This window comes from Pseudomonas sp. R11F (genome assembly GCF_050312575.1).
GTDB lineage: Bacteria > Pseudomonadota > Gammaproteobacteria > Pseudomonadales > Pseudomonadaceae > Aquipseudomonas > Aquipseudomonas palleroniana.
Window position 1 is genome coordinate 187,819 of record NZ_JBNPJU010000065.1, and the last position, 19,920, is coordinate 207,738.

General features: G+C 62.9%; 20 protein-coding genes and 2 pseudogenes. 5 read left to right on the top strand and 17 right to left on the bottom strand.

All coding sequences use genetic code 11. The features are described 5' to 3' along the window. Positions 1 to 25 precede the first annotated feature (25 nt). Positions 26 to 823, top strand: a complete 798-nt coding sequence (locus ACQRBV_RS19370) for an SDR family NAD(P)-dependent oxidoreductase (RefSeq protein ID WP_060752467.1) — start codon at positions 26 to 28, stop codon at positions 821 to 823. A 24-nt stretch (positions 824 to 847) separates the two neighbouring features. After that, positions 848 to 1,264 carry an SRPBCC family protein gene (locus tag ACQRBV_RS19375; RefSeq protein ID WP_411984342.1) on the top strand — a complete coding sequence of 139 codons (417 nt, stop codon included), beginning with the start codon at positions 848 to 850 and terminating at the stop codon, positions 1,262 to 1,264. Here ACQRBV_RS19375 and ACQRBV_RS19380 read toward each other — a convergent pair. After that, the gene (locus tag ACQRBV_RS19380; RefSeq protein WP_161550302.1) at positions 1,248 to 1,754 is read right to left on the bottom strand and encodes an AAA family ATPase; all 507 of its coding nucleotides are present in this window, start codon (positions 1,752 to 1,754) and stop codon (positions 1,248 to 1,250) included. The two genes, ACQRBV_RS19375 and ACQRBV_RS19380, sit on opposite strands and share 17 nt — an antisense overlap. 42 nt (positions 1,755 to 1,796) lie before the next feature. Beyond that, the gene (locus tag ACQRBV_RS19385) at positions 1,797 to 2,831 is read right to left on the bottom strand and encodes an alginate lyase family protein (protein ID WP_411984341.1); all 1,035 of its coding nucleotides are present in this window, start codon (positions 2,829 to 2,831) and stop codon (positions 1,797 to 1,799) included. Positions 2,832 to 2,949: 118 nt separating this feature from the next. Between ACQRBV_RS19385 and dapF the strand changes: the two genes are divergently transcribed. Next, positions 2,950 to 3,753 carry a diaminopimelate epimerase gene (dapF, locus tag ACQRBV_RS19390; protein ID WP_411984340.1) on the top strand — a complete coding sequence of 268 codons (804 nt, stop codon included), beginning with the start codon at positions 2,950 to 2,952 and terminating at the stop codon, positions 3,751 to 3,753. Here the strand turns inward: dapF and ACQRBV_RS19395 are convergent. Further along, a complete protein-coding gene (locus ACQRBV_RS19395; protein ID WP_411984339.1) occupies positions 3,741 to 4,883 on the bottom strand; it encodes a PAS domain-containing sensor histidine kinase in 1,143 nt (380 codons plus the stop codon). The two genes, dapF and ACQRBV_RS19395, sit on opposite strands and share 13 nt — an antisense overlap. Further along, positions 4,873 to 5,688: an alpha/beta fold hydrolase gene (locus ACQRBV_RS19400; protein WP_411984338.1), complete on the bottom strand. Its 816-nt coding sequence runs from the start codon at positions 5,686 to 5,688 to the stop codon at positions 4,873 to 4,875. Before ACQRBV_RS19400 ends, ACQRBV_RS19395 begins: the two co-directional genes overlap by 11 nt. Positions 5,689 to 5,818: 130 nt before the next feature. Here ACQRBV_RS19400 and ACQRBV_RS19405 point away from each other — a divergent pair, with 130 nt between their 5' ends. Beyond that, positions 5,819 to 7,033: a TPM domain-containing protein gene (locus ACQRBV_RS19405; RefSeq protein ID WP_411984337.1), complete on the top strand. Its 1,215-nt coding sequence runs from the start codon at positions 5,819 to 5,821 to the stop codon at positions 7,031 to 7,033. 36 nt (positions 7,034 to 7,069) lie between these two features. Then, a complete protein-coding gene (locus tag ACQRBV_RS19410; protein WP_411984336.1) occupies positions 7,070 to 7,603 on the top strand; it encodes a GNAT family N-acetyltransferase in 534 nt (177 codons plus the stop codon). Here the strand turns inward: ACQRBV_RS19410 and ACQRBV_RS19415 are convergent. From ACQRBV_RS19415 to oxdA, 13 genes and pseudogenes are all read right to left on the bottom strand, one after another. Then, entirely contained in the window at positions 7,590 to 8,015 is a 426-nt protein-coding gene (locus tag ACQRBV_RS19415) for a GNAT family N-acetyltransferase (RefSeq protein ID WP_411984335.1), read from the bottom strand. The genes ACQRBV_RS19410 and ACQRBV_RS19415 overlap by 14 nt on opposite strands. A 63-nt stretch (positions 8,016 to 8,078) precedes the next feature. After that, on the bottom strand, positions 8,079 to 8,573 hold the full coding sequence (locus ACQRBV_RS19420; protein WP_411984334.1) for a GNAT family N-acetyltransferase: 495 nt from the start codon (positions 8,571 to 8,573) through the stop codon (positions 8,079 to 8,081). Positions 8,574 to 8,962: 389 nt separating this feature from the next. Beyond that, entirely contained in the window at positions 8,963 to 9,526 is a 564-nt protein-coding gene (locus ACQRBV_RS19425) for a TetR/AcrR family transcriptional regulator (protein ID WP_411984416.1), read from the bottom strand. A 22-nt stretch (positions 9,527 to 9,548) separates the two neighbouring features. Further along, positions 9,549 to 11,189 (bottom strand): AMP-binding protein, encoded by a 1,641-nt coding sequence (locus ACQRBV_RS19430; RefSeq protein WP_161550295.1) that lies wholly within the window; start codon positions 11,187 to 11,189, stop codon positions 9,549 to 9,551. A 77-nt stretch (positions 11,190 to 11,266) separates the two neighbouring features. Next, a pseudogene (locus ACQRBV_RS19435) lies at positions 11,267 to 11,551 on the bottom strand (methyl-accepting chemotaxis protein); the annotation flags it as partial. Further along, positions 11,552 to 12,550: pseudogene (locus tag ACQRBV_RS19440) on the bottom strand (PAS domain-containing protein); the annotation flags it as partial. 17 nt (positions 12,551 to 12,567) lie between these two features. Further along, complete coding sequence (locus tag ACQRBV_RS19445) at positions 12,568 to 13,812, bottom strand: GTP-binding protein (RefSeq protein ID WP_411984333.1); 1,245 nt, start codon at positions 13,810 to 13,812, stop codon at positions 12,568 to 12,570. Beyond that, complete coding sequence (gene nthB, locus ACQRBV_RS19450; protein ID WP_104994057.1) at positions 13,809 to 14,471, bottom strand: nitrile hydratase subunit beta; 663 nt, start codon at positions 14,469 to 14,471, stop codon at positions 13,809 to 13,811. The genes ACQRBV_RS19445 and nthB overlap by 4 nt, the downstream gene beginning before the upstream one ends. A 41-nt stretch (positions 14,472 to 14,512) precedes the next feature. After that, complete coding sequence (gene nthA, locus ACQRBV_RS19455; RefSeq protein ID WP_060752482.1) at positions 14,513 to 15,115, bottom strand: nitrile hydratase subunit alpha; 603 nt, start codon at positions 15,113 to 15,115, stop codon at positions 14,513 to 14,515. Positions 15,116 to 15,196: 81 nt separating this feature from the next. After that, the gene (locus ACQRBV_RS19460; protein WP_411984332.1) at positions 15,197 to 16,711 is read right to left on the bottom strand and encodes an amidase; all 1,515 of its coding nucleotides are present in this window, start codon (positions 16,709 to 16,711) and stop codon (positions 15,197 to 15,199) included. Positions 16,712 to 16,945: 234 nt separating this feature from the next. Then, the gene (locus tag ACQRBV_RS19465) at positions 16,946 to 17,470 is read right to left on the bottom strand and encodes a group I truncated hemoglobin (RefSeq protein ID WP_060752484.1); all 525 of its coding nucleotides are present in this window, start codon (positions 17,468 to 17,470) and stop codon (positions 16,946 to 16,948) included. A 123-nt stretch (positions 17,471 to 17,593) separates the two neighbouring features. After that, complete coding sequence (locus tag ACQRBV_RS19470) at positions 17,594 to 18,460, bottom strand: transporter (RefSeq protein WP_411984331.1); 867 nt, start codon at positions 18,458 to 18,460, stop codon at positions 17,594 to 17,596. A gap of 87 nt (positions 18,461 to 18,547) precedes the next feature. Beyond that, entirely contained in the window at positions 18,548 to 19,606 is a 1,059-nt protein-coding gene (gene oxdA, locus ACQRBV_RS19475; RefSeq protein WP_090370438.1) for an aliphatic aldoxime dehydratase, read from the bottom strand. Positions 19,607 to 19,920: the final 314 nt, after the last annotated feature.

A 19,920-nucleotide genomic window follows, 5' to 3' on the forward strand; every position in this document is an offset into this window, starting at 1 on the left:
TTGATTCAACGTGAGGATTTCGATGATGAATATTGATGTGAGTGGCAAAGTCGCCATCGTCAGCGGCAGCACCGCCGGGATCGGCCTGGGCATCGGCCGCGCCCTGGCGCAGTCCGGCGCCACCGTGGTGGTGATCGGGCGAGAGGCGGGCAAGGTGGATGCGGCGCTGGCAAGCATTCGCCAGGACGTGCCGGGAGCGGACCTGCGTGGCGTGGTCGCCGACCTCGGCACCCTGGAGGGCGCAGAAAAACTGTTCGCCGCCGAGCCGCATGCCGACATCCTGGTCAACAACCTGGGCATCTTCAATGATGTGGACTTCTTCGACGCGCCCGACAGCGAGTGGGCGCGTTTCTACGAGGTCAACGTGATCTCCGGCGTGCGCCTGGCGCGGCATTATGTGCCGGGCATGGTGACGCAGGGCTGGGGCCGGGTGATCTTCGTGTCTTCGGAGTCCGGCATTGCGATCCCGGCCGACATGATCAACTACGGCGTGACCAAAAGTGCCAACCTGGCGGTGTCCCATGGTTTGGCCAAACGCCTGGCGGGCACCGGTGTGACGGTCAACGCGATCCTGCCGGGACCGACCTTTACCGATGGCCTGGAGCAGATGCTCACGGACGCCACGGCCAAATCCGGACGCAGTGCCCGGGATGAAGCGGATGTGTTTGTGCAAAACGCCCGGCCGACGTCGATCATCCAGCGCGCAGCCAATGTGGATGAAGTGGCGAACCTGGTGGCGTACATTGCTTCACCGCTGTCGTCGGCCACCACTGGTGCGGCGTTGCGAGTCGACGGTGGTGTCGTCGACAGCATGGCGATCTGATTTTTCTGGAATGGAGTATGACCCGTGGCAACAGCAGCTTGCGTGATTGAAATACCGGCATCGGCCGATGAGGTCTGGCAATTGGTCGGCGGCTTCGATGCGCTGCCCAAGTGGCTGCCCTTGATCGTCAAGAGCGAAACCCGCGAAGGTGGCCGTGTGCGTCATCTGCAAGCGGCCGATGGCGGTGTGGTGGTCGAGCGTCTGCAGACGTTCGACAACGTGGCGCGCACCTACAGCTACACCATCGAACAGTCGCCGTTCCCGGTGTCGGCGTACCTCGCGACCTTGCAGGTTGAAGCCTTGACCGACACGTCGGCGAAGGCGACCTGGTCCGGCGTGTTCACCCCGGCGGCCGGCACCCCGGATGAGCAGGTTGAAGCGCTGTTCGCCGGGGTCTACCGCGGCGGGCTTGAGGCGCTGCGGGCTAACTTCCCCGGCTGAGGCGTTCGAGGATCAGCGCCAGTGACTGGTCCGGCGTGACGTTCGCGGTGTCGAGCGTCAACGTCGGCTCGGTCCAGGCGACGTACTCGTGGGCCGCAACGGCCTGCCAGGTCGGCGGCGTCAGCCCTGGGATATCGCCTGTGCGGGTTTCCACGCGACGTTGGTGTTCCTGGCGATCCGAGCAGGTCACTTGGATATTCATCAGCTCGACGCTCGCCGTCGTCGCCACGGCGCGCCAGGCTTGCCGGCTTTCTTCGACGGGGTTTACGCAGTCGGCGACCACCCCAAGCCCCAAGCACAAGTTGCTCAGGGCCAGCGCATTCGCCACGTGGTAGCCGCTGGCCCCCACTTCGCCGGCCAATACGGCCGCCTCGCGCAGCGCCTGCTCGATCACATCGATACGTAAGTAAACCGCACCCAGGCGGCGTGCCAGTTCCCGGGCAATGGTGGTCTTGCCGGTGCCGGGCAGGCCGCTGAAGACAATAAGCATGGTCGATCCTTCGAAGAGTGGGCGCAGCCAGTCTAGCGGTGTCTACTTCAAATAGCAGGCGCTGATCCAGTCCGCCGGGTGCTCGGCCAATTGTTTGGCCACCGGCAGGTAACGGCTGTCCAGTTGTGCCGCCAACCAGAACAGCGTGGCGCTGCTCTTGGGTTGCCAGGTGCCGCTGTAGCCGGCTTCACCGACGTTGGCGCGGTCTTTGTCGAATTGCACATGGGTGTGCACGAACTCCTGGTGGCTGCGCTGGCCGTTGGCATAGGGCACCAGCCAGTCCAGCGCAGCCCCCAGGGAAGCGCCGTTGGCGCTGAGCTTCAACCAGTCGCCGCCGATGCCGTAGGGTTTCGCCGCCAGTGCGGCCTGCACCAGCGGTTCGAGGTCGTAGACCACGTAATGCAGAGCGTCGCGGTCCTGGAAGTCGGTCACCGAACCATCGGGCAGGACATTGTCGGCGATCTGCTGTTTAAACAGTTGCAGCGCCTGTTCCAGCATCGGCCGATCACCCAGTGCGGCGGCGGCCACGGTCACCAGCTTGACGCGATGGCTCTGCCAGTTATTGGTCTGGATGCCTTTCTTCGCGCCGTGAAATTGCTGGATCTGCGCGATGTAGCCGTTGCCCAGGCGTTGGATCAAGCGACGGCTGGCGTCGCGGGTCTCCAGCCGCAGGTGGTCGGCGGTGAGCGCGTATGCGCTGATCAGCATGTCGAGGTTGGTTTCGTCGATGGGGTTGAAGTCCGGTTGATACACGTCGGCCCAGGCAGCCAGGTCGTTATCGACTTGCTTGAGGTAGCGCGGGTCGCCACTCATGCGCCAGGCCAGCGCGGCCTGGCGCATGATCGGCCAGTCCTTTTCGGCGGCGATGCTCTGCTCGCGGATACCCTGGTTGGGCAAGGTCCCTTCGGTATGCACACGGGGCAGCGGGTTGGGCGTGTCGCCCAAGTGCCGTTGCGCCGCCTCCAGCAACACCTTGGCATTCGGGCTGGTGGCGGCCGGCTGGCAAAGAGTGGCCGCGATGGCCCCCTGGGACAACACGGCGAGTGCCGCAATTAAGGCGAGTCGGTTGGTTTTCATGAAAAGCTCGGCTGGGCTGGAACGCGACCACGCTAGCATGGGGCTGGACCGGGTTTGATGAAACTCCCCTCGACTCAGTATGCTGGCGTTCACCGCCCGCTCGCCCACAGGATTGTCCATGCCCTTGCCGTTCGTGAAAATGCACGCCCATGGCGATGATTTCATCATCATCGACCGTCGTGGCCAGGACGACCCGATTACCGCGCAAATCGCCCGTCGCCTGGGCAACCGTCACACCGGCATCGGTTTCAACCAACTGGCCGTGGTGCTCGACTGCGCGGACGCCGCTGCGCGCGTCAAGTTCTGGAACCCCAACGGCACACCGCTGGCCACTTGCGGCAGCGCCACCCGCGGGGTAGCCGACCGCCTGATGCATGAAACCGGCACGCAGTCGGTGGTGTTGCGCACCGACCGCGGCCTGCTCACCTGTACGCGTGCGCCGGGGCGGCAGGTGGCGGTGAACATGGGCCCACCGTCGCTGGGCTGGGCTGACGTGCCGCTGGCCGAGGCGATGGACACCGGCGCCTTGGCCATCGACGGCGCGCCGGCGGCGTGCAGCATGGGCAACCCGCACTGCACGTATTTTGTCGACGCCGTCGCCGCCATCGACGTGGCGGCGCTGGGCCCGGCGCTGGAGGTTCACCCATGGTTCCCCGCCAAAACCAACGTGCATTTCGTGCAGGTACTGGACCGCCGCCACATCCGCCTGCGCATCTGGGAGCGCGGCGGCGGCGTGCCGCTGGGTTCCGGTTCGTGCTGCTGCGCGGCGGTGGTCAACGGGATCCGCCGCGGTTTACTGGATGACACGGTGGCCGTGCAGTGCGACGGCGGCACCGTCACCGTGCAGTGGGACGGGCAGGGCGGGGTGATATTGACCGGCAGCGTCGAGCCGATCATGCAGGGCAGTGCCTACGGGCTTTGAAACGTCACGGTAAAGGTCGTGCCTTCGGCCGCAGCGGAGCTCACCGCCACATCCCCGCCATGCACCTTGGCCAGCTCGCGCACGATGTACAGGCCCAGGCCCACGCTGCGTACGTCGCTGCCTTGGTCGGTGCCCCGGGTCATGGGTTCGAACAGCCCCGCCAACAGCGCTTTGGGAATTGCCGCGCCGTGGTTGTGCACCGCCACTTCGCAGCCGCCGTCACTCAGGCGTGAGGTGATGGTGATCGGCTGTTGCAGGTCGCCATACGCCACGCTATTGGCCACCAGGTTGCCGATGATCTGTTGCACCCGGTCGGCGTCCAGGCAGGCATTGCCCTGGCCTTCGGCTCGATGTTCCAGCGTGGCCTTGGGGAACGCCACGCGCAACTCATCCACGGCGTGGCGAATCACCGCATGCAAGTCCAACGGCGCGGTCTTGATGGTGATGCCCTGGCCGACCCGGGCCTGGGTGAAGTCCAACAGGTCGGCGATCATGCGCTGGGCGCGCTCGGACGATTGGCTGATATGCCCGAGCAGTTGTTGCTCCCGGGCTGTGCGTTCGCCACGGCTGAGAAAGTCGGACGCCATGCGGATGGCGGTCAGCGGATTCTTCAGGTCGTGGCTGACGATCGCCACCATCTGCTCGGCAAACAATGCACGGCGCTGTGAAATCGCATAGGCCTCGTGCAGTTCAGCCTGAGCCTTTTGCAACGCGACCTCGGCGGCGGTTTTTTCCTGCAGGAGGGCTTCGGCGAGGTGGCGTGCGTTGAGCAGTTCGCGCTCGTACTTGTCGCGGTCGGTGGTGCCGAACAGCGCCAGGTCGTAGACCGCACCTTCGGGCACCTCGCGCTTGATACCGTTGAGCAGCACGGTCACTTTGTGCCCGTCGCGGTGCAGGATGTCGAGCTTCACTTCGGTGATGCGGCCATGCATGCGCAGCATGGGTGCCAAGTGGGTCTGGTGGAAAATCCGCCCGCCCATGGTCAGCAGATCCTGGAAACGGCGGCCGCACAATTGGGCAGCGTCAAACCCCAGCCAGTCGCTGAAGCGGGCGTTGGCTCGCACAATCGTGCCGTCTTCAGCGGTGACGGCCAGCGCGCAGGCGGCGTTGTCGAACAGCTCAGACAGCATCGGTGGTCGCCCAGGGGGCCAGGAACGCGTCCATTGCCGCTGCACAGGCCATCGGTGCACTCATGTGCGGGCAATGGCCGACGTTGTCGACCAGGCAGTAGGTGCTGTCGGGCAGCACGCTGTGCAAGTATTCGCCCACGGCGACCGGGGCGATCAGGTCATCGCTCGATTGCAGGATCAGCACCGGCACGTTCAGGCCGAGCACGTCCTCGCGGTTGTCCGAGAGGAAGGTGACGCGCGCGAACTGCTTGGCGATGTCCGGCTCGGTGCGGCAGAAACTTTCGGTCAGCTCCGTGCTGAGCGCCGGTTGGCCAGGCGCGCCCATGATCATCGGCGCCATGGCACTCGACCAGCCGAGGTAGTTGCTGTCGAGGGTGTCGAGCAGGTCATCGATGTCACTGCGCTTGAAGCCGCCCACGTAGTTATCGGTATCGATATAGCGCGGCGAGGGGCCGATCATCACATGGCCGGCGACGCGTCCGGGCGCCAGGCGGTCGGCCAGGGTGCCGATCATCGCGCTGACCGAATGGCCCACCAGAATCACCGGGCCCTGGGCGTAAGCGTCGATAATTTCGTTGAGGTCGCGGGCGTAGCCATCCAACACGCTGTATTTGTGTTTGTCGAAGGCGCCCAGGTCCGACAGGCCGGCTCCGACGAGGTCGTACAGGACCACGCGGAAACGCGCCAGGAAATGCGGGGCCAAGTAGTTCCACATCGCCTGGTTGCAACCAAAACCATGGGAGAACACCAGCGTCGCGCGACCGTCGCCCATCACGTGGATATTGTTGCGGTGGCGGAGGTCCATGGATGAGTTCTCGATTATGGCCTAGTGCTATAGCTCTAGGAGTTTAGAGAGTCGCGCCCTCTGGGTCACGCCTTATAGCGCCGATAAGGTAGAGTCGGCAGCTTCAGGAAGAAACTTCAGGTAACAAAACATGCTGGTGATTTTGCGGCAATCCGTTGTGAGCCTCGTGGCACTGCTGCTCGTGGGCCTGCTCAGCCTGGCCCGGGCCGACACATCGCCCATCGGCGTGGCTCTTGACCAGCGGGTGATTGACCTCACCAACACCCTCGACGCGGGCACTACCGCCGGTCTGAAACAACAACTGGCGGCCCTCGAACAGCGCAAAGGCGCACAAATGGCGGTACTGCTGGTGCCCACCACCGGCGGCTCTAGCATCGAGGATTACGCCAACCAACTGTTCCGCGCCTGGAAGCTGGGGCGCAAGGACGTCAACGACGGCATCCTGCTGGTGGTGGCCAAGGATGATCGCAAAGTGCGCATCGAGGTGGGTTACGGGCTCGAAGGTACGGTGACCGACCTGCTGGCCCATCGCATTATCGAGGAACACATCACCCCGGCGTTTCGCCAGGGCGACTATGCGGGCGGCGTGCAACAGGCGGTCAATGACCTGACCGTGCTGGTGGACGGCGGCGACTTGCCCAAAGTCGCAGGGCCCGGCTTGAACCCCCAAGCGCTGGCGATAGCGCTCGCGTTTATCCTGGGCGCGGTTGGCGGTGTATTGATGGCTGCCGGCAAGCTGCGCTGGCGCAAGGCATTGCTGGCAGCGGTGGTGCTGACCCTGCTGCTGAGCTTTTTGGCCGGCGGCCGGGAGTGGTGGGCGAACCTGTTCATCCTGCCGCTGACCTTGCTGATCGGCGGCGCCACGTTCGGCGCGTTATGGATGGCGCGCCCGGTGTTTTACGGCGTGGTGGGGTTGCTGGCCTACATCATTGGCCTGCTGGTGGTGGACCACTGGTATCTCGACGTCAACTTTATCCATTGGCTCGCATTGCCGCTGGGCGCACTGGCGATACTGGGGGCGTACCTGGTGCTGTGGATGGTCATGAGAAGCGCCTGGAACACCAGCCGGGTTGGTTTTGCCATACGGCTGTGCGCTGCGGTGGCGGTGTATGTGGCGGCAGGGCTGATCGCGGACGCTGGGCGTCACGGGTGGCTGATGGCGTTTCCGATTGCGTCGTTCGTGGCCTTGTTCATCTTTGCCAAGACCACAGGCGGCTCGGGCTCCGGTTCGAGCAGTTCAAGCGATTCGGGTTCCAGCAGCTCCAGTTCCAGCTCCAGCTCCAGCAGCAGCTCGTCCGGGGGCGGCGGTTCCAGCGGCGGCGGTGGGGCATCGGGCAGTTGGTAAGACTTTAATCCTCATCCATTTGAATAAGGACACTCGATGCCCGCCATCACCCTTCGTCCCGCCACCACCGAGGATGCCCTGTGCATCGGTGTGCTGGGCATGCAGGTGTTTCTCGACACCTACGCGACCCAAGGTATCCGAAGCTCGATTGCCAATGAGGCACTGCAAGCGTTCGCCCCGGATGCAATCACGGCGCTGATGGCCGAGCCCGGCATTGCGCTGCTTGTCGCCGAAGCCGACCGACACCTGGTTGGCTTTGCCCAGATCAGACTCGACACGCGCCACCCGATGATCGAGGCGTCGGACGTTGCCGAGTTGCAGCGTTTGTACATCCAGGAGCGTTTCACCGGCCAGGGCGTCGGTTATCGATTGTTGCAAGCGGCAGAGCAGTGTGCCGCGCAAGCAGGCGCTTCGCTATTATGGGCGACGGTGTGGGAGGGCAACGAGCGTGCGCTGGGTTTTTACCCGCGGCGTGGGTATGTGGCGCTGGGCGCGCCGACCTACACCTTCCAGGGGGAGACCCATGGCAATCGGTTGTTTGGCAAACGCCTGGGTGTCACAGCGGCTTAGACAGAAACACCCGACAGCTGCCCGCAGGCTCACACGGGATTTCACCAAACCGCAGCCAGCCGTGTTTCTCGTAAAACCCCGGTGCCTGGAAACTCAGGGTGTACAGCACCGCATGCGCGCAACCTCGGCGGCGGGCTTCGTCTTCAAAGGCTTGCAGCAATCGGCTGCCAAGGCCCGAACCGCGTAGCGACTCGGGCAGGTGGAACAGGTCGAGAAAGGCCATGCCCAGGCTGGTCTTGCCGGTGATGCCGCCGAGAATTCGCTGAGTGTCGGGACACTTGAGCAATACCGTCAGCGGCAGGCGATCGTTCATGCCGGTAACGCCTTCATTGAACGCGGCCAGGCCACTACCGAGGATGCCTTCGGCTGCGGGGTTGGGTTGGTCACCGATTTCAATGAGGGGCGTGGTCATGGCGGTTTCTCGGTTGTGTTATGCGCGTTGCCTTTGCTTGCCTACTTGAACCCGTAGTACACCTCAGTCAAAAATCATCACCATCTCATGCCACGCCATACCGCCGTGATCCGACGGGGAAGGCTGCACATAGCGGTAGCCCATGCGGCTGTACAGCGGCACATGTTGCTCTTTGCACATCAGGTGAATGGTCTGCTTGCCCAGCGCCCGCATGCGCTGCACGAACTCGGTCATCAGCAGTCTGGAATAGCCTTTGCCCTGATAAGCCGGGTCGACCACCACCGACATGATCACCACATTCGGCGCTTGCGGCGAATGGCCTACCAGCTCCTTGAACGCCTCGTCCGACATCACCACCTCATGGGCGCAGCCAGAGTTGATGAAACCCACCACGACGCCATCGGCTTGCAGGATCAAAAAACCTTGCGGGTACTGGGCGATGCGCGTGGCGATCTTCTCCAGGGTGGCGGCTTCGTCACCTTCGTAGGCGCTGGATTCGATCTCAAAGCAACGCGCGGCGTCGGCGGGCAGGGCGTTGCGGAAGGTGAGGGCGGGCATGGTGATTCCTGAGGCGTTGAGCGAAAGGCCACATCATAAAGAAACATCTGAAATCTGGCATCGTTGTAGTGAGCGGGCTTGCCCCGCGCTGGGTGGCGCAGCCGCCCCAAACCGTGGCCACTCGGTCTTTCTGAAACACCGCAGCGATCTTGTTGGGGCGGCTCTGCCGCCCAGCGCGGGCAAGCCCTAATGCCAGTCAGTTAAGGATTAACGCGGTCACTGTGGGAGGGGGCTTGCTCCCGATGGACTGCGTAGCAGGCCCATTTTTGAGGCCGCTGCGCGGCCTATCGGGAGCAAGTCGAATCGTCGCACCGCCCCTCCCACAATTTATTCATCGCCCGCTTTATCGCTTAACTGACTGGCCCGCTCACTACAACCGAGAACGAGCTTCAGGGCAGCGACTTGATAGCGCGCACTACCGCAACGGCAATGGTCTTCGTAATGATTCTGCGCTGGGAATCCTCGATCATCGGGCTCAACCACGTAGGCAGGCTGTTGAGCATCGGCAAGAGGGTCGTGAGTGCACTGTTGCGCAAGGCGCCGCAGGGTTCAGGGCCTGGCTGTGCGACCAGACCCAGTATCTTGGCCTCATAGGCTGCTCTCAGCCCTCGCACGCAGTCTTCCATCGGCGCGCTCAGGCAGTTGGCGTCCATGACCGCCAGCTTGAAGTGCGCGCCCATGGTTTCATGCAATTGAAGATGGCCTTCGATGAGTGTCGTCAGGCGTTGCGCAGGCGTCAGTCGTTGCGTTGTGACCAGCTCGACGTGCGCCAGCAACGCCTGATACAGCTCCATCAACCACTCGAACAGCAGCGCTTCCTTGCTCTCCACATGGTGATAGATTGCGCCGGGACTTATGCCGATGTGCGCGGCCAGTTCACGCATGCTGACCTGGCTGAAACTGCGCTCCTTGAACACCTCCAGCGCCCGGCGCTGGAACTCCGAGCGGCTCAGCACGCCAGCCTCCACCGCCGGGTCATGTGGCGAGTGCCTGCTGCTTGGCGATTTCCTGGTTGCGCAGGATGAATCGCTGCAATTTGCCGCTGGGGGTCTTGGGCAGTTGCTCGACGAATTCGATTTCCCGAGGGTACGCATGCGCGGCCAGGCGCTGTCGGACATGCAGGCGCAGCACCTCAGCCAACTCGGCGCTGGGCAGGTACTCACGGTTCAACACGATAAACGCCATGATCAGCTCTGTACGTTGCGGGTCGGGTTTGCCGATGACGGCAGCCTCAACCACGGCCGGGTGTTCGATGAGAGCACTCTCCACATCAAACGGCCCGACGCGATAGCCCGAGGTGGTGATCACGTCGTCGTTGCGGCCGACGAAGCTGATACTGCCGTCGTCATTGAGCTCAACGATATCGCCGCTCAAGTAATAACGGCCGACAAACGCCTGGGTCGGCATGCCGAAGTATCCATTGAACCAGCACAGGGGCGAGCGCTCGCGGTCCACCGCCAACACGCCAGGCTGGCCGGCCGGCAGTTCCCGGTGCTGATGATCGAGCACGACAATCCGATGGCCCGGCATCGCGTAACCGGCCGAGCCCTCACGAACAGGGTGCTGCAACCCATGGTGATTGCACAGCACCATGCCGATTTCGGTCTGGCCGTAATGATCATGGATGACCACGCCGGCCTGTTCGGCAAACCAACGGATGACTTGAGGGTTGAGCGGCTCACCGGCGCTGCTGACCACACGCAGCTGACCCCGCGCAGCGTCGGCGAATTCAGCGCCCGCCGCGATCAGCAGGCGATAGGCCGTAGGCGAGCCGGCCAGGTTGCTGATCGCGTATTTTTTGATGATCCGGCAGGTGGTGTCCACCGAGAAAGCGCCGTCATAGAACAGCGTGGCGTGGCCGCACGCCAAAGGGCCGGTGACCGCGTAATACAAGCCATAGGCCCAACCCGGGTCGGCCAGGTTCCAGAAACGGTCGTCTTCGCGCAGATCGATCGCTTCACGCATGTAGCCCTTGAAGGCCAGGATGGCGCTCAAGGGCACCTCCAGCGGTTTGGCCGGCCCCGTGGTTCCGGAGGTGCACATCAGCAAAAACGGTGCACTGGCGTCCAGCAATTGCGGTGTGCATTGCGTCGAGTACTGATCCAGCGTACGCCAGAAGTCGTAATCGCTCGGATGCGCCGGGGCACCGTCGGTCACGATGATGGGCGGGCAGTCGCTGACATCATCCAGCTTGGGGCGGTTGAGGGCATCGGTCACGATCCAGCGTGCCTTCGAGCAACCCAACCGCTGCTCGATGGCCTTGGGACCGAAGGCGGTAAAGAGCGGCTGGTAGACCGCGCCGATACGCCAGGTCCCCAGAATGGCGATCAACAATTCAACCGTGCGCGGCATCAGGCCCGCGACACGATCTCCCGGTTGGACGCCTTGCTCGCGCAGGAAATTGCCGAAGCGCGCCGCGTGGTCCTGCAGTTCGCGGAAGGTGTGGCGCGTGGCGCGGCCATCCCGCGTTTCGCAATACAACGCGACGGCATCGCCCTCGGCGTGCCGGTCGCAACATTCGATACAGGCATTCAAGGCATTCAGCTCGCCGTGCAAATCCCGGGCGGCCAATTGTAGAAAGTCGAAAGAGTTCACTGCTGAGGTGTAATCGCGCATAACGCACCCGATTGTTATTGTTGGAATAGGTTGTGTATCCACGCCTGCCGCGTGGGCTGTTCATCTGATCAGTTGTGCATCATCTCGGCCGCTTGCTGGGTTGCCTGGCTGGTACGGGTGGCGAGTTTGCGCACTTCATCGGCGACCACTGCAAACCCGCGCCCGGCATCGCCGGCGCGCGCCGCCTCGATGGCGGCGTTCAACGCCAGCAGGTTGGTCTGGCTGGCAATGCCCTGGATGGTGGCGACAATCTGCGTGAGCTTGTTGAGGGTGTCCTGCATCACCCGATGCTGTTGTGCCTGCGCCTCGCGCATCGTGCTTTCTTCATGGCGGGCGTGGATATCGGTGATCGCGCCGACCACCCGCTGCGGGGAGCCGTCCTGCGCACGGCGTGTTTGCCCGCGGCCACGGAACCAGCGGTAAGTGCCGTTCTGGTGTTTGAGGCGATAGTCCACGTCGAAAGGGGTCTTGCCGCTACGGTCTTCAACATGGGCGACAAACGCCGCAATGGCCCGCGCGCTGTCCTCGGGGTGCAAGCGCGAGGTCCAGCTTTCCAGGGTGTTGGGGAACTCCTCGACGGTGTTGCAGCCCAGCAGCCGGCGCATTTGTGACGACCACCAAATGGTGTTTTTCGGGTTCGCCGGGTCGCCGGCCACCACCTCGATATCCCACAGCCCGTCATGCAGCATCTCCCGGGATATATCGAAGCGGGTGGCCGCAAGCTCAAGGCCCTCGTGATGCAGGTGCTGCTCGTGAATATCACGCACGCTGCCGCCGATGGCCAGCGCCTTGCCTTGTGCGTCACGTCGCGCTACTCCGCTGACCCGGCACCAGCGATAGTCGCCGTCGCCGGCAGGCTTCATGCGCACGTCCAACGCAAACGGCGTGCGCCCACTGCGATCGGCCAGATGCCGGGTAAGCGCATCCAGATGCACTGGCTGGTCTGCCGGGTGCAACTGGTCGCTCCATCGGCTCAGTTGATCAACCCCCTGGACCTGGATCGACGTCGGTCCCGCCCACTGCATGGCAGAGGTCGGCGCGGGGGCTGGGGTGCCCTGCAGTTCCAGGGCCCAGAACAGTTCATCCGCGCCTTGGCTGACCAGGTCCCAGTACGCCTCATGTTGGCGCGTCTGTTGGTTACGATTGGCCAGGCGTGCTTCCAATTGGGCGACTTGCGCAGCCAGCGCACGTGTCTGTGCCTTCAGGGTTTGCCGCTCCTGCAGCAGGTGGTCGACGCCGGTCAGCAGGCGGCGCAGTAATGGGTTGTTCGACGACACGGGCGCGCTGGCCTGATCAGGTTGCTCCAACCTGTCGGCGAGCGGCGCCAAGACCCAGCGGGCGGTGCGGCTGAAAAAAAGCATAAACACCTCTAGCTCGGTTAAATGGACGCCGTCGGGCTGGCCGACAAGGCACGGGTGTCAAAGGTCGTCGCCCCCGGCAGGGCGGGCCAGGCCGTCGGGCCCGCGGCGATTTCCTCGGGGCTGAGCAGGCAATGGTCGAGTTCGCGCTGCAACGCCTGGGTATCGAGGTCCTGGCCGATAAAGACCAGCTCCTGCCGACAGTCGCCGACCACGCCGTCCCACTTGGCCATGATGCCTTGCAAGCGGTATTCGTCCTTTGGCCATTGCGACGGCGCTATGAAGCTCCACCAATGCCCCACATAGTCCCACTGGAACTGCTTGCCGCTGTGCACCAGCAAGCCGGTTTCCAGGTGTCGGCTGGCAAGCCAGAAGTAACCTTTGCTGCGCAACAGGCGCCCGTTGCTCCAGGGGCGCTTGAGAAAGTCGAGCAAGCGCTGGGGGTGAAACGGTGCGCGCTCGCGGTACACCCAGGAGGTCACACCGTAGGTGTCCGACTCGGACGCCGTTGCGCTGTCAGGCTCCAGCTTGCGCATCCAGCCCGGCGCTGCCGCAAGGCTGGGTAAATCGAACAGACGGGTATCGAGGATGCTGGCCAACCTGACGTTGCCCTGGGTCATCGGCAGGATCCGCGCGGTCGGGTTAAGGCCCGCAAGGATCGCCCGCACAGCCTGATAGGCCGGCTCGTCGATCAGGTCCAGCTTGTTGACGAGGATCACGTTGGCGTACTCCACCTGCTCAATCAGCAGGTCCGCCAACGGGCGTCTGGGCGCGTCTGCCTGGGCGTCGTCGCGGGCGACGCTGTCCGGTGACTCCAGCAATGCTTGAAAACGGCTGCCGTCGACCACCGTCACCAAGGTATCGAGCCGCGCCAGTTCGCTGAGGCTGAAGCCTTCGGCGTCAAGAAAGGCGAACGTCTCCGCGACCGGCATCGGCTCCGAGATCCCGGTGGATTCGATCAGCAGGTAGTCGAAGCGCTGTTGACGCGCCAGCGCGCTGATCTGTTCGAGCAGATCGGCGCGCAGCGTGCAGCAGATACAGCCATTGCTCATCTCGATCAACTCATCGCGGCCACGGTGCAGCGATACATCGCGCTGCACCTCTGCGGCATCGATGTTGATCTCGCTCATGTCGTTGACGATGACCGCGACTCTCAGGCCCTCGCGGTTGCGCAGGATGTGGTTGAGCAGGGTGGTCTTGCCGGCGCCGAGGAAGCCGGAAAGCACGGTCACCGGCAGTCGGCCCGCCTGGGCGCCGTCCATCACACGTTCACCGCTGGACGGCCCTCGGCCGGGTCCAGATAGCTTTCGAACAGGTCGACCACCACGAAACCTTCATCTGCCGCGTCGCCCCACAGGTCTTTGCTGTGGAACTCGACGTGATAGGTCGGCTGATGCGCCGCGCTGATATCGCCGTGACCTATGGCATCCGGGAAAGGCCATTTTTCCGAGGTGCGATGCAACACCACGCCCTGCTTGCCGCGTACGTAGGCCGGCATGCGGATATGCCCCGCCACATATTCGTCGCGCACCACCACCCGATCGCCGACCTCAAACGGTGCTCGCCCGGTGATCGCCGCACGACCTTCTGCATGCGCCGGGTTCGCCAGCTTGAAGTGGCTACCCAGCGCCTGGTCGAGTTCGGCCTGGGTGAGCACGCCGGTTTCGACCAGCAGGGTAGCGGTCGCGATGACATAACGTTCGTAGTACTGGGTGCCGACATGTTGGCGAACATCCAGGCGTTCGACGGCGTGGCGCACTTCGTCCACGCTGAACTTCTTCAGCTGATCGACACCGATAAACATCAAGCTGTAGGCCAGGTGTTCCCAGTCCTGCTTGAAGACCTTTTTGTAGTCCAGGCTATTGATGGTGTGAGGGACTTTGCCAAAGCCTTGGAAACCGCCGAGATCGTGGAAACCATCCATAATTGAAACTCCGGTAATTGAACGATGGGGCGTTGTTTGTCTCAATCAACGCGGGGCAGGGCGACGCCGATCAGCACGTCTTTGGTCACCAGGGCCTGAAGCTGCTCCTCGCTCATGTGCTCGGTGCCTTCAGGCCGTACCGGCAGCACCAGGTAGCGGCTTTCGGCGCTGGTGTCCCAGACCTTGACCACCATGTCGCTCGGCAGCTCGGTGCCCAGCTCACGCAGGACGGTGCGGCCCTCTCGGACCAGGCGCGCGCGGAACTCGAAGCCCTTGTACCACTCCGGCGGCAGGCCGAGTACAGGCCAGTTGGTGCAGGAACACAGGCTGCAGACAATCACGTTTTTCAGCTGGGGCGTATCTTCCAGGGCGACGATGTACTCGCCCTGCGGGCCGGTGTAGCCAAACTGGGCGCAGGCGGCGGTGCCGTCCTTGAGCAACAGCGCCCGGAACTGCGGATCGACCCAGGCCTTGGCGACCACGCGGGCACCGTTTTCCGGGCTCCAGCCGTGCTCCATCAATTGCGTGAGCTGCTCGACGTAACCCTGTGGGATGAGCTCCTTGCTCTTGAGGACTTGAAACAATGCCCAGGCTCGTTCGCCGGGTGTCGAGGTGCTCGCAGAAGTGGGCGTAGATGGACTCATTGGGGTATCTCCTATCAGTCAACGCGGTTGTGGAGTGATTGAAACGTGCCGGTCGTTCTTATTGTTTTGCAGGGTTGAAACTCAGAGCGTGCGCCAGTCCACCGCGGCTTCGAACGCCGCCGCCGCCTGGTAGATGGTGCCTTCGGCGTAGTGCCTGGCGATCAGCATCAAGCCGACGGGCATGCCGTCCACCGAGCCGCACGGAATCGACATGGCGGGATGCCCGGTGATGTCCTGAGGCGCGGTGTTGCCGATCATTTCCAGGGCGCGCGCCACGTATTCGGTGATCGAGCAGTGCGCTGGCGGGTGCGGTTGGGCCGTGATGGGAGTGGTCGGCATCACCAGCAGGTCATAGGATTGCAATGCCTTGTCATAGCCTTGCCGGGCAAAGCGCGCCAGGTTCTGGGCCTTGGCGTAGTAACGTCCGTTGTAGTGCGTCAGGCCGTATTGACCGACGAACATGCAGAGCTTGAGAGACGCGGATAACTGGTCGGCCTGTTCGCGCCAGCCGGCTTGTTTGTCCAGCAGGCCGATGTCGTACAGGCCTTTCCAGTTAAAGCCGGCGCCGTTGCCATGCATCATCTGCATGGTCAGACCTTCGCAGCCGATGGGGTGCCACAGCGATCCCGCCAGGTTGTGTTCGGGAATGGACACCGGCTCGACCTGCGCGCCCAAGGCCTCGAGATGGGCGATGGCCTCGCGCACCTTGTCCGCCACACGCGGGTCTTGATTGGCCAGCGCGAACCCTTCCTGCACGACGCCGATTCTGAGACCGCTCACGCCCCGCCCCAGGTAGCTGCCATAGTCATCGACCTGCGGATCTGCCTGGCGTGGGTCGAGGCCATCGGAACCGGCCATGGCCTGCAGCATCAACGCGTTGTCGCGCACGTTGGCGGTAATCGGGCCGACGTGATCGATGGTCGCTTCAATCGCCATGATGCCGGTGTAGGGCACCAGGCCATGGGTTGGCTTCATCCCGTAGGTTCCGCAGAAAGCCGACGGGATGCGGATGGAACCGCCTTGGTCGCCGCCCACGGCGATGTCCACCTCACCGGCGGCGACCAGGGCAGCACTGCCCGATGAGGAACCGCCAGCGGCATAACCGTGACGATGAGGGTTGTGCACCGGGGCTGGGTCAGAGGTGTGGCTACCCCCCGACAGGCAGTAGTGCTCGCAGGTGGCTTTGCCGAGGATGGTCGCGCCGGCATCGAGCAAACGCGTGACCAGGGTGGCGTCGAACGAAGGGACAAACCCCTCCAGTGGCGCGGCGCCGTTCATCATCGGGACGCCGGCCAGGGCGATGTTGTCTTTGAGAGCGACGGTCTTGCCCGCCAGCGTGCCTGAACTGGCGCCCATCACCTCCGTCTTGTAGTACCAGGCGTTGAGCGTGTTTTCAGTGTTCGAGGGGCGGTAACCCGCGCTGCGCTCGTAGCGCACCAGCGGTGTGAAGTCGGGCAGATCATCGACCAGGTCGTACGCATCGAAACTGGGTTGCATGAGCGCCAGATATTCGCTGGCTTGTTCGCGTGTCAGCTGTATATGCAGGCTGGTAGCGAGGTCCTGCAGTTGTTCGACAGTCGGGCGGATGATGGCCATGAGACGTCCTGTTTCCTGAAGTGGGCTGGCAAATGTCTGTGCACATGTCTCGCGGCGAGGTCCTGCAAAGGTGTCCGCGTGACTGGGGTCTGTGACTAAGCTATCTCTGGTGTTCGAGCGGCGCTTGGTTGAGCAAGACAGCCATTTGGTTGAAAGGGACGGGTGTGTCCCGTGAGCTTCAGCTGCCAGGGCGAACCCCGGCAGCAGGGCGTATGCCCTGAAGATCCAAACGGCTTATTTCTGGGGATCAGGCGTTGCGTCTTGCGCAGATGACTTCTCGTGTTTGGGCCAGATAACGCCGACGCTTTTCATGCCCTTGGCGGGGTCCATTTCAGGGTGGGCGAGTACGACGTCCCGATAGGAGGGGCTACCTATCACCGCCGGCTTGAACTTGATGAGAAAGTCATTGACCTCTTTGCGCAGGTTCGCCGCCAGGTCGTAGTCGTTGTAGCACTCCTCGAGACAATCGAGCACGGCTTGCCAGTGCACCTCGGTAAGCCCCATGCCCCGATGCGCGGTGACCATGTCTCGCCCCCGGTATTTGGCGCTGCCTCCCCAGTGCTCGGAGAGGAAATCGACAAAGTTGATGTGTTCCTTCTGGAACGTTGATTCGGACATATGCGCCCAGATGTGCCCGATGGCGGGGTGGCCCATTGTTTTTCTCAACACGGCGCCGGCGAACTGATAGATAACGTCGTAGCCCCCGAGGCGCGTGTAGAGGGAGGGCTGTTGTTCCAGGGCGGGTTGTTGGTCGGTCATGTGTGATTTCTCCGTTTCAGTGGGGACAATCTCATTGGCTACGGCTGGCGGGTTCACGTTAGATCTGCTCTCGCGCACACGCTTGGCTGGTGAGGACAACCGTTTGATCCAGGCGGACAGGGGTCAGAAAACCCGTGCGTAACGCAGGTTCATGCGAAAGTTTTCCTTTGGCCCGTTCTCCACGGACAGGTCGCGGCCCAGTTGCAGCTGAAACTGGTCCTTGGCGGTGACGAACTTGGTGGCGGTGACGCGAAAGTTGGTGGTCTGCATCTTGTCGTCCTGGTTGACACCCGCGACCTGGGTTTCACCGCCCCAGTTGTGGCCAAAGCCAATGGCCAGCGCGGTGGTCGGGTCAGGCATGTAGCGGCCCATCAACTGGGTTTCGTAGGAAACGTCCTGCTCCCTGCGGGCGGAGTTGGCGCCGAAGTCGTTGTTGTCGCCATACCAAATGGCATCGCCTACGAGGTCGACGGCCCACTTTTCCGAGAAGTGCTTGATGTAGGCCGCCTGGAGGTCAACCTTCCAGCGGTTCTCGCCCAGGTTGAGCGCGTCGTTCTTGTCGTAGTTGCCGCTAGGCACATAGAGGTAAGCGGTGGCGCCGAGGACGTCTTTGGCATCGTTTAGCGTGTATTTGAGCGGCGCGGTGAGAATGAGGTCGCCCACGCCACTGGTGTTGCCCAAGGCGGAAGCGTCACCGCCGCTTGAGACATGGCCGAAGGGCAACAGGAGTTGTGGCGAGACGGTGAGTCGCTCGCTCAGCTGGTAGACGTGCAGCAGTCGCAGAATGCCGACGTCGGAAGTCAGGTCGAAATCGGAACTGATTTTGTGGCCTTGGGCGTAGGCACTCTTCGTGGTGGAGTGCTGGTAGTAGAGCAGGCCAAGCGTTGCATCAGCGGGCAACTGCTCGTAGTCGCCAGGGGCTACCTCGACCGCGTGGGCGCAAAGGCTGGGGAGGAGGGCTGCAAGCGACAGGTAACGAAACTGTTTCATGGTCGAGGATCCTTTTTGCGGGCAAAAAGAGCCCCGCTATCGCCAGTCAGGCAAAGCGCAGGGCTAAAAGTGGAGTCAGGGCTGGCGTCAGGCGGGCGATACTTGCGCGTCGCGCAACATGCCGGTCTGCGGATGGCAGTTGATGTACTCGAAGATCTGGCTCTTGGCGTCCGATACCGATACTTCGTGGTACAGCCGCAACTTCTTCAAGCCCGCGGCCACGCGAAAGAAGGTCACGAAAATGCGCAGGTGGGTCGGGTGGGATTCGGCCCAGCGTTCGAGTTTCTCCACCGAGCGCCAGTGACCGATGTTGTAGCTGACGTCGAGAAAGTTGCCGTCCAGGTCGATATTGCGCACGAACCGGTTGCTGTAGCAGCCCAGCGGTTGGCCGTTGTCGCGCAGGAAGTCCATGCCGTCCTGCAAGGTCGGCAGGATTTCGTCGAGGTACAGCGAGCGCTCTTCAGCCTCGGCATCCGCCCAGTCCTGGCCGGAGCGGATCAGCGTGAGGTTGTCATGCCCCAGCACCACCACGCGCCCACCTTGGGCCGGGTCACCGGCGATCACTTGCAGCTCGCTCGTCGGCTTCATCCAGTCCGTCTGCGAGATGGGGAAGCGGTCGCGCATCGAACCCCAGTAACCGTGCTCTTCGATTTCGCCACTGATGTTATCCATGACCGCGCCGACACCGGGCAGGTTGTCCTGGAAGGCGTACAGCGTCTCGAACTGCTCGGCGCGCGGTGCGCTGATCTCGCGAAAATAGCCAAGGCCGTCGTTGAGCCTGTCCTCTGACGCCCACCAGGCGTTGACCGGTGCCGAGCGCAGCCAGCGGCAGTGAGCCGCCGGGTCCTTCCAGTAGCCGACCACAATCAGATTATCGAAGCCGCTGTTGTCGGTGTGGTGGGTCAAGTCATGGGTCTGCGGGCCATCGGCCAGGCTGAAACTTTCGACGATATGACGCATCGCCTGCAGCGCGGCTGCGCGCTGCGCTTCGCCGCGATACTGCACGCCGAAGTAAGCCATCACCACCTGTTCCAAATGCTCGTCGGCGCGTGCCACCCACATTGCAAAGGGCGGCTGGTACTCATCGGGGACGCGGCGAGACAGGGTGCGTGGGCATTTGAGATGTGTGTCGATTGCAGATTCCATGTTGAGCTCCTCGTTATTTTGGTTCAGGCCTACGGTTGGGCATCAGTACTTGGGCGGCTGGCCGCGCTTGGCGGTCTGTCGTCGGTGCAGCAGCTTCATCGCCCCCCACTCGATCAACCAATACGCCGACTCTTCAGGCACGAGGTCGCGCCTCTGCAGGAGCCAGGAGGTGTCAGCCAAGGGGGGTGAACAGGGTCGATGCATGGCGAGCCTCATCAGCGGGGGTTGAGTTGCTGTGAGGTGGAAATTAGGCGTGACGACGAGCAGCCGCTTGGTTCGTCGAGACAACCGTTTGGTTGGAAAAGACAGCGTAA